11 protein-coding genes are annotated in these 6,724 nt (G+C 56.8%); 3 read left to right on the top strand and 8 right to left on the bottom strand.

The features are described from left to right. The 6 genes from WC598_RS10155 to WC598_RS10130 form a co-directional block, all read right to left on the bottom strand. Positions 1 to 205 (bottom strand): 40S ribosomal protein S19 (locus tag WC598_RS10155; RefSeq protein ID WP_372961381.1); only part of this gene is annotated, 205 nt, incomplete at its 3' end. 222 nt (positions 206 to 427) lie between these two features. Beyond that, the gene (locus WC598_RS10150; RefSeq protein ID WP_372961380.1) at positions 428 to 682 is read right to left on the bottom strand and encodes a YhbY family RNA-binding protein; all 255 of its coding nucleotides are present in this window, start codon (positions 680 to 682) and stop codon (positions 428 to 430) included. Further along, positions 666 to 992: a ribonuclease P protein component 4 gene (locus WC598_RS10145; RefSeq protein ID WP_372961379.1), complete on the bottom strand. Its 327-nt coding sequence runs from the start codon at positions 990 to 992 to the stop codon at positions 666 to 668. The genes WC598_RS10150 and WC598_RS10145 overlap by 17 nt, the downstream gene beginning before the upstream one ends. Positions 993 to 1,108: 116 nt before the next feature. Continuing rightward, complete coding sequence (gene purN, locus WC598_RS10140; protein ID WP_372961378.1) at positions 1,109 to 1,714, bottom strand: phosphoribosylglycinamide formyltransferase; 606 nt, start codon at positions 1,712 to 1,714, stop codon at positions 1,109 to 1,111. Positions 1,715 to 1,750: 36 nt separating this feature from the next. Continuing rightward, positions 1,751 to 3,040 carry a hemolysin family protein gene (locus WC598_RS10135; RefSeq protein ID WP_372961377.1) on the bottom strand — a complete coding sequence of 430 codons (1,290 nt, stop codon included), beginning with the start codon at positions 3,038 to 3,040 and terminating at the stop codon, positions 1,751 to 1,753. 86 nt (positions 3,041 to 3,126) lie between these two features. After that, complete coding sequence (locus WC598_RS10130; protein ID WP_372961376.1) at positions 3,127 to 3,948, bottom strand: sugar phosphate isomerase/epimerase family protein; 822 nt, start codon at positions 3,946 to 3,948, stop codon at positions 3,127 to 3,129. 42 nt (positions 3,949 to 3,990) lie between these two features. On the opposite strand from WC598_RS10130, the gene xseA reads away from it, so the two are divergent. Further along, positions 3,991 to 5,241, top strand: coding sequence for an exodeoxyribonuclease VII large subunit (gene xseA, locus WC598_RS10125; protein WP_372961375.1), 1,251 nt, complete (start codon positions 3,991 to 3,993; stop codon positions 5,239 to 5,241). After that, positions 5,225 to 5,410, top strand: coding sequence for an exodeoxyribonuclease VII small subunit (gene xseB, locus WC598_RS10120; RefSeq protein ID WP_372961374.1), 186 nt, complete (start codon positions 5,225 to 5,227; stop codon positions 5,408 to 5,410). The genes xseA and xseB overlap by 17 nt, the downstream gene beginning before the upstream one ends. On the opposite strand, the gene WC598_RS10115 is transcribed toward xseB, so the two are convergent. Continuing rightward, positions 5,394 to 5,822, bottom strand: coding sequence for a DUF371 domain-containing protein (locus WC598_RS10115; RefSeq protein WP_372961373.1), 429 nt, complete (start codon positions 5,820 to 5,822; stop codon positions 5,394 to 5,396). The genes xseB and WC598_RS10115 overlap by 17 nt on opposite strands. Before the next feature lie 33 nt (positions 5,823 to 5,855). Between WC598_RS10115 and WC598_RS10110 the strand changes: the two genes are divergently transcribed. After that, a complete protein-coding gene (locus WC598_RS10110; protein ID WP_372961372.1) occupies positions 5,856 to 6,431 on the top strand; it encodes an HVO_0476 family zinc finger protein in 576 nt (191 codons plus the stop codon). Here the strand turns inward: WC598_RS10110 and WC598_RS10105 are convergent. Continuing rightward, complete coding sequence (locus WC598_RS10105) at positions 6,426 to 6,686, bottom strand: thioredoxin family protein (RefSeq protein ID WP_372961371.1); 261 nt, start codon at positions 6,684 to 6,686, stop codon at positions 6,426 to 6,428. The two genes, WC598_RS10110 and WC598_RS10105, sit on opposite strands and share 6 nt — an antisense overlap. Between the last annotated feature and the right edge of the window lie 38 nt (positions 6,687 to 6,724).

Genomic DNA, 6,724 nt, shown 5'->3' with positions numbered 1-6,724 from the left:
CCAGGGGGCCGTCGACATAGACGCGTCTCAAAACTGCTGCTGCCCGGGTAAACCACCAGTCGGGGTCTTCGGGGGGCATCTCTTTGTGTACCCCGGTCTTTGCAAAGGCAGCCCATGCGGGGGGAACGATCTCCTTCCGCTTCTTGAGCTCCTCGGCGGTCCGTCTGATGATATGGTCCGCGGGGACGTCATATACTGTTGTCATCTAATACCTCACTGTTGATAATGAAATAACAGTCTTTACATATATGTGAAGAGGGTTCTTATACGTTTCCAAGGGTAGAACCTTCGACGGATACTCAAAAAGGGAACGGGGATGTGGGTTTCTGCATTGTTCCGGACAAGTGAATGTACGGGTCCTGCAAACTTGGTCGTTTCCTGGATAGTGAAACCGGAGATGGTGCCGGATCCGGAATGATCCGTTGGATCACTTCTTTGGTGCGTTTCTCTTCTTCTCGGCAAGTACCATGGTCCGGCCCCGGACTTCGACCAGTGTGGCTTTTGCAGCTTCAGCCACTGCATCCGGATCCACTTCCGTGTTCTGGAGCCACTTCACCTTGATCATCTTGCGTGTCTTGAGTTGGGCTACGATCTCTTCGATCATGGTCTCGGAGCAGCCCTGCTTGCCAATCCAGACCGTCGGCTTGAGGTCCTGCATTGAATTATCAGTTGGTTTTTGCATCTGGTCTCACCACACGGTATCGTGTTGTTCTTTTGCAGGTTCTGCAGGTGACAACAACGTTGCCCCGGTGCACCCGCACCCGCATGTTTCGTCCCGGTACAAGGTAGGCATAGCAGTGATGGCAGTACTGGCGGCGGAGTTCCCGGTCGATCCGGATCCGCTGCCGCATGGCAATCTTCCGTGCGAGTTCTACGTAACGGTTGCTCCGTTCCGGGTGCACGGCGTATGCCAGCCGGGCCTGCTCGAAGAGCACCCCGATACGTTCCCGGGCAATCCGTTTGCCGGCCGGATTCTTGGATCGCACCTTCATGCTACTATCACCGGGATCTTTGTGTGCATACTATCAGTGTCATGGATATAAAAAGCGCCTGTCGCCCGGTACTCTGTACTTGCGGGGAAATGCTGTTCGGACGTACCGATCTGTTTTTAGCGGATGATGACTTTCCGCCCCACAATCGTAAGCCGGTCTTCACAGAAGAGCCGGACCGCTTCCGGGAAACAGATGTGCTCCTGTACGAGAATGCGATTGGCCAGTGAATCCTCGTCGTCATCATCCAGCACCGGGACAATTCCCTGGAGGATGATCGGACCCCCGTCAAGGCTCTCGTCAACGAAGTGGACCGTGCAGCCGGCGATTTTAACGCCATACTCCACGGCCTGCCGCTGGGCATGAAGCCCGGTGAAACTGGGCAGGAGCGCCGGGTGGATGTTCACCATTTTGCCTGGAAACGCCCGGACAATTGACGTACCGAGAATCCGCATGTAGCCCGCCAGGACAAAGAGATCCGCGTTGACTTCCTGCATGGCAGAAAGGAGGGCACGTTCGTAGACTTCACGTGACGGAAACGAGGTATAATCGATGACAATGCGGGGGATCCCTGCCTTCTCTGCCCGCTCAATAGCGTACGCTTTCGGGTTGTCGGTGATCAGGGCTACGCAGTCAGCCGGGATCTGGCAAGCCTGGATTGCATCAATCATGGCCTGGAAATTCGAACCCCGTCCCGATGCAAGTACCGCAATCCGTTTTTTCATACAAATCCCTCTGCACTCAATTTCATACCTGCCGTCCTACTTATTCCCGCCTGATGACCCATCCCCGGCACTGGTCATGGGACGAATAACTATCTTGACCTTAACGATCCGGCGGCCGTGCATCTGGAGGACAACGAGCGTTATCTTACCGTCATCGATCTCCACTTTCTCGCCCGGGTGAAGGGGTAGGTGCCCGAGCCGGTCGATGACAAGCCCGCCCACGGTCTCGTAGGAATCGTCCGTGGGAAGGGAAAGACCCCGACGTTCATTGACATCCTCGACCCACATCTTGGCGTCCACGACAATGACCCCCGGTGCAAGCTCCTGAACCTCGGGCTCATCCTTGTCGTACTCGTCGAGAATATCCCCGACAAGTTCCTCAAGGATATCCTCGACCGTGACAATCCCGACAAAACTGCTGTACTCGTCTACAACAATCGCCATCTGGACCCGGTGGACCTGGAGTTCCTTTAACAGGTCGTCGATCTTCTTGGTATCGGGAACGAACGTGGGGTCGTACATGACCTCCTTGACGGTGGAATCTTTCCGGTGGGAGACCATTGCCGAGAATACATCCTTGACATTGATGATACCGGTGATGTTGTCGATCTGGTCGTGGTATACCGGGATGCGGGAGAACCCGGTCTCGTTGAAGGTGCGGATGGCCTCTTCGAATGTGATCGAATCCTCCATGACAATGACATCCACCCGGGGGGTCATGATCTCGCGGGCGGTTGTGTCCCCGAATTCGAGTACCGAGTAGAGCATGTCCTGCTCGCCCTGCTCGATGGTCCCCTCTTCCTTCCCCACATCGATCCATTCCTTGATCTCCTCCTCGGTTACGGTCGGCTCGGCTGTATCCTTCCCGATACCCAGCGTCGGGCTGACCCGCTCGACCAGCCAGATGATCGGTGAACATATTTTTGACAGGAACAGGACGACAGGAGCAATCGTAAGGGCAAAGGTGTCAGGAGCCCGGGTTGCATAGATCTTTGGTCCGATCTCGCCAAAGACCAGGAGGATGATCGTCACAACACCGGTTGCGATCCCGACCCCGATATCCCCGAACATCTGGATTGCTATCGCCGTTGCTATCGCAGCTGCAGCAATGTTGACAATCGTGTTGCCTATGAGGATCGTGATGAGGAAGTGTTCAGGGTGTTCCTTAAGAGCAAGGAGGGCATGCGATCCCACCCGGTTCTCGTTATCGAGTGTCCTCACTTTTGCCCGGGTCATCGACATGAGGGCAACTTCTGAGCTTGAGAAAAAAGCCGAGAGGAGGACACAGAGTATAAAAAGAAAGATTTCAAGAGCGTTCTGTATCATTGTATTTCACAACGTGCGGGTGCACGCAATATCTTCGACTGAAAGTGTACCAGTATATTCGGGAACGGATTTAATAAACCCAGCGTTCATTCCATGGATTCGTGCATGAATCTGCAGTCCCGGGCAAGCACCGCAATTTTCTCATCGGATGTGAGTGGGTGGCCGAAGTTCAGGTCCTCGATCTCGAGGGTCAGGCTGCCGTTATACCTGCAATCCCTGAGCGCCCCCATGACGGAGGCCATGACCGGGCTCCGGTCAAGCGGCAGGTGCAGGGTCTTTCCTTCAACCCGGCTGATGTGAACATTTGCCAGCCGGTCATGACAGAGCTCGATATACGTAAGCGGCTCATCCGGGGACTTTGCAAGGGCATGGGAAACATCGAGGGTAAAAAACAGCCAGGGCTCGTCATCGAGAAGCTCCCGCATCCGCCCGGGTGTGCAGAGGAGGGAATTGACCGCAGGTTCCATATTCTCCATGCTGATCTTAAGGGAGTTCCGGAGGGCGGTGTTCCTGACCGTTTCCATGTAGCGATCGAACCGGGCAAAGTCCGCGTTACCGGGTGGCCGCTTGGCGGTCCTCCGTCCCGGGTGGAGCGTGAGCACCCGGGCACCCAGCTCTTCGGCGATTGCAATGGACCGGACCGCATAGCCGAGCGAGACTTCGGCCACTTCCGGGTTGATGGAACAGGGGTTGAGGTCCAGGATCGGGGCATGGACTGTTAAGGGAGAGATCTCCGGGTGTTCAGCCCGGCAGGCCAGCACCTCCTGTGTCGGGAGGTCGCGGAGCCAGAAGTGCGGGGTCTCGAGCCAGAACTCCATTGCATCCAGACCGGATCGGGAGATGAACGTGAAGATCTCCGGGACCGTGTACTCGTGGAAAAACATGCTTGCAACGGAGTAGGAGACCATGGTAGTACTACTTGATATGCGGTTTTCACCTAATAATTGTTGATGGACTGGTTCAATACCCCGGAGGATCTGTCGGGAAAGAAAGCCGGACCCCTGCTGGTCTCCGAGCTCTCGGCTCTCATATCCGGTCTCCTGGACGATCCCCGGCTGCAGGATATCCGGGTCCGGGGCGAGATCACCAACTACAAACACCACGGAAGGGGACACCGCTACTTTTCCCTGTCGGAGAAAGGCGGCGGCAGCACGGCGGCGGTCATCAAGTGCGTGATGTGGCGCTCGGATGCCGACCGGCTCCCGTTCGACCCGGAGGAGGGCATGGAAGTGGTTGTGTCCGGGTCGGTAACCCTGTACGCCCCGCACGGGGCATACCAGCTGCAGGTCAAAGGCATGGAGAAGGCGGGGCTTGGCGAGAAGTACCTGCTCGTTGAGAAGTGGAAGAAGGAACTTGCGGCCGAGGGACTCTTTTCTCTGGATCGCAAGCGGGACCTCCCCAGGTTCCCCAACCGGGTGGGGGTTGTCACTTCCGAGACCGGGGCGGTCATCCACGACATCAGGAATGTCCTGGAACGGCGGTACCCGGTTGAGATCATCATCTCCCCGACAGCCGTGCAGGGTGAAACGGCCCATACCGAGATCGCCCTGGCCATCCGGCGAGTTGCCGGGCTTGTCGATGTGGTTATCGTTGCCCGGGGCGGCGGGAGTTTCGAGGACCTGTTCCCGTTCAACAACCCGGCGGTTGTCCGGGCAATTGCAGCCAGCCCGGTGCCGGTCGTGAGCGCCATCGGCCACGAAGTCGATGTCACGCTGGCCGATCTTGCTGCGGATGTCCGGGCACCGACACCCTCTGCGGCGGCCGAGCTGGTTGTCCCGGACCGGAATGCCCTTCTCCTCGGTTTGCAGGAGCAGAAAGCCCGGCTTGGGACTGCCCTCCTGGGGCGCCTGGCCCGGGCCCGGGAAGAGGTTATGGCGTTCCGTGACCGGCTCCGCCCGGAGCGGTTCGTGCGGACTATCGCGGAACGGACGCAGAATACCGCGGATCTCGCGGAACGGCTGGAGCGGGCCTGTTCAACCCGGATCGAGCGGGAACGCCTCCTCCTTGCGGAGATGAAGGCCGCTCTTGTCGGGAGGAGCCCGCTTGCGGTCCTTGCCCGGGGCTACTGCGTTGCAGAAAAGGATGGAAAACTCGTAAAAAGTACCGGGGCGCTGTCAAAGGATGACCGGCTGAAACTCCGGTTTTATGACGGGAGCAGCCAGGCAATTGTGGAGCGTGTGGATCATGACAGAAACGTATGAAACAAAGATCGAGCAGCTGAGAATCATTATCGGAAAGATCGAAGACGGGAACACGAGCCTGGATGAGAGCATGAAACTCTACGAGCAGGGCGCAGTGCTGGTAAAACAGTGCGAGACCCTGCTCGCCGAGGCTGAACTTAAAATCACGACCCTCAGCCGGGACGCATAGCGGCCAGGGTAACGGTCATCTCGTTTCCGAGTACCAGGTTTCTCACCAGATCCCGTGGCAGGGTCAGCGCCACGGCATCCGACTGAATGCCAATCGTGCGCCCGCAGACGAATGTGCTCTTCCTCCAGACCATATCCGTGGGATGATCCAGCGTCATCTGCGATGAGCCAAACGATCTGATCTCGGCTAAAACCCCGTTGCATTCGAGCCGGGTTTTGAGGATCGTGTCATCATGCGCGAGCATGCTTTTGAATTCCGGGGAGAGCCCGGCACATCCCCTGTCGGCACCAATGCCAATGATGCAGTTGCCACTGGCGGTAAGGTGATCCTCGCAGGTCACTTCAAACGTTGTCGGGTGTGTGCCAAGGACAAGCGGGTGTCCCCGGCACCGGATGATCTCGGTCGCCTCCATGCTTTATCATGTGAGGGTTTCCATTCATATTCAATGTTTATCACCCTTGCCTGCCCTGAGTGCAACGATGAGACCGAACACGAAGTAGTTGCCGAATCCCGCGATCTTCTCGTCCGGTGCACCACCTGCGGTCACCACCAGCATGTTCCAAAGGAACGCGAACCGCGGGTTCTCATGATCAAGACGATAGTATCCCGCGAAGGAACCTCACGGGTCTGCGGGATCGAACTCGCTGCTGAAGATGAATGCACTATCACCGATCACCTTGTGGCCGAATGCGGGGACGATGCATTCGGGGTCGAGGTCACCTCCATTGAATGCGGGGACAAGCGCCCCGAGCGGGCAAAAGCCTCGGATATCACCGCACTCTGGACCAGGACCATCGAGCAGGTCGTGGTCAAGATCTCGATTCACGATGGCAGGAAGACCATTCCCGTGTACATGGAATGCGACGGGGAATCGCCGTTTGTTGTCGGAGATATGTACGTTGCTTCGGGAAAACGCTTCAAGATCTCCCATCTCAAACTCCGGGACGGTCCTCTGATGCGAAAAGAGGGCTGGAAGACCGTGGGCCACCGCATAAAGCGGATCTACGGTGTCCGGTTATAGATATTTTTTCAGCACGCTTTCCAGCTGTTCAGAATGGACAACGCCTTCGAACCGCTCCATTACCATCCCGTCTTTGATGACAAGGATGGTCGGGGTGGCTGTCAGCTGGTATTCTTTGATATACTGCGGATTTTTCACGGCGTCGATCTCCTCTATTTTAAGATTCAGGGCTTTTCCTACTTCCGCGTTGATGGGAGCCTGTTCCATGCACCCCATGCAGCCCGGCTGGTAAAAACAGAGTACCTTCAGTGCCATGAATCTGAATGGGCAGAGTGACGTTAAAAAAGGATTGG

This window comes from Methanoregula sp., from assembly GCF_041645475.1.
Classification (GTDB): domain Archaea; phylum Halobacteriota; class Methanomicrobia; order Methanomicrobiales; family Methanospirillaceae; genus Methanoregula.
Note: the sequence above shows the minus strand (reverse complement) of the source record. Positions and strands in the feature narration are given on the sequence as shown.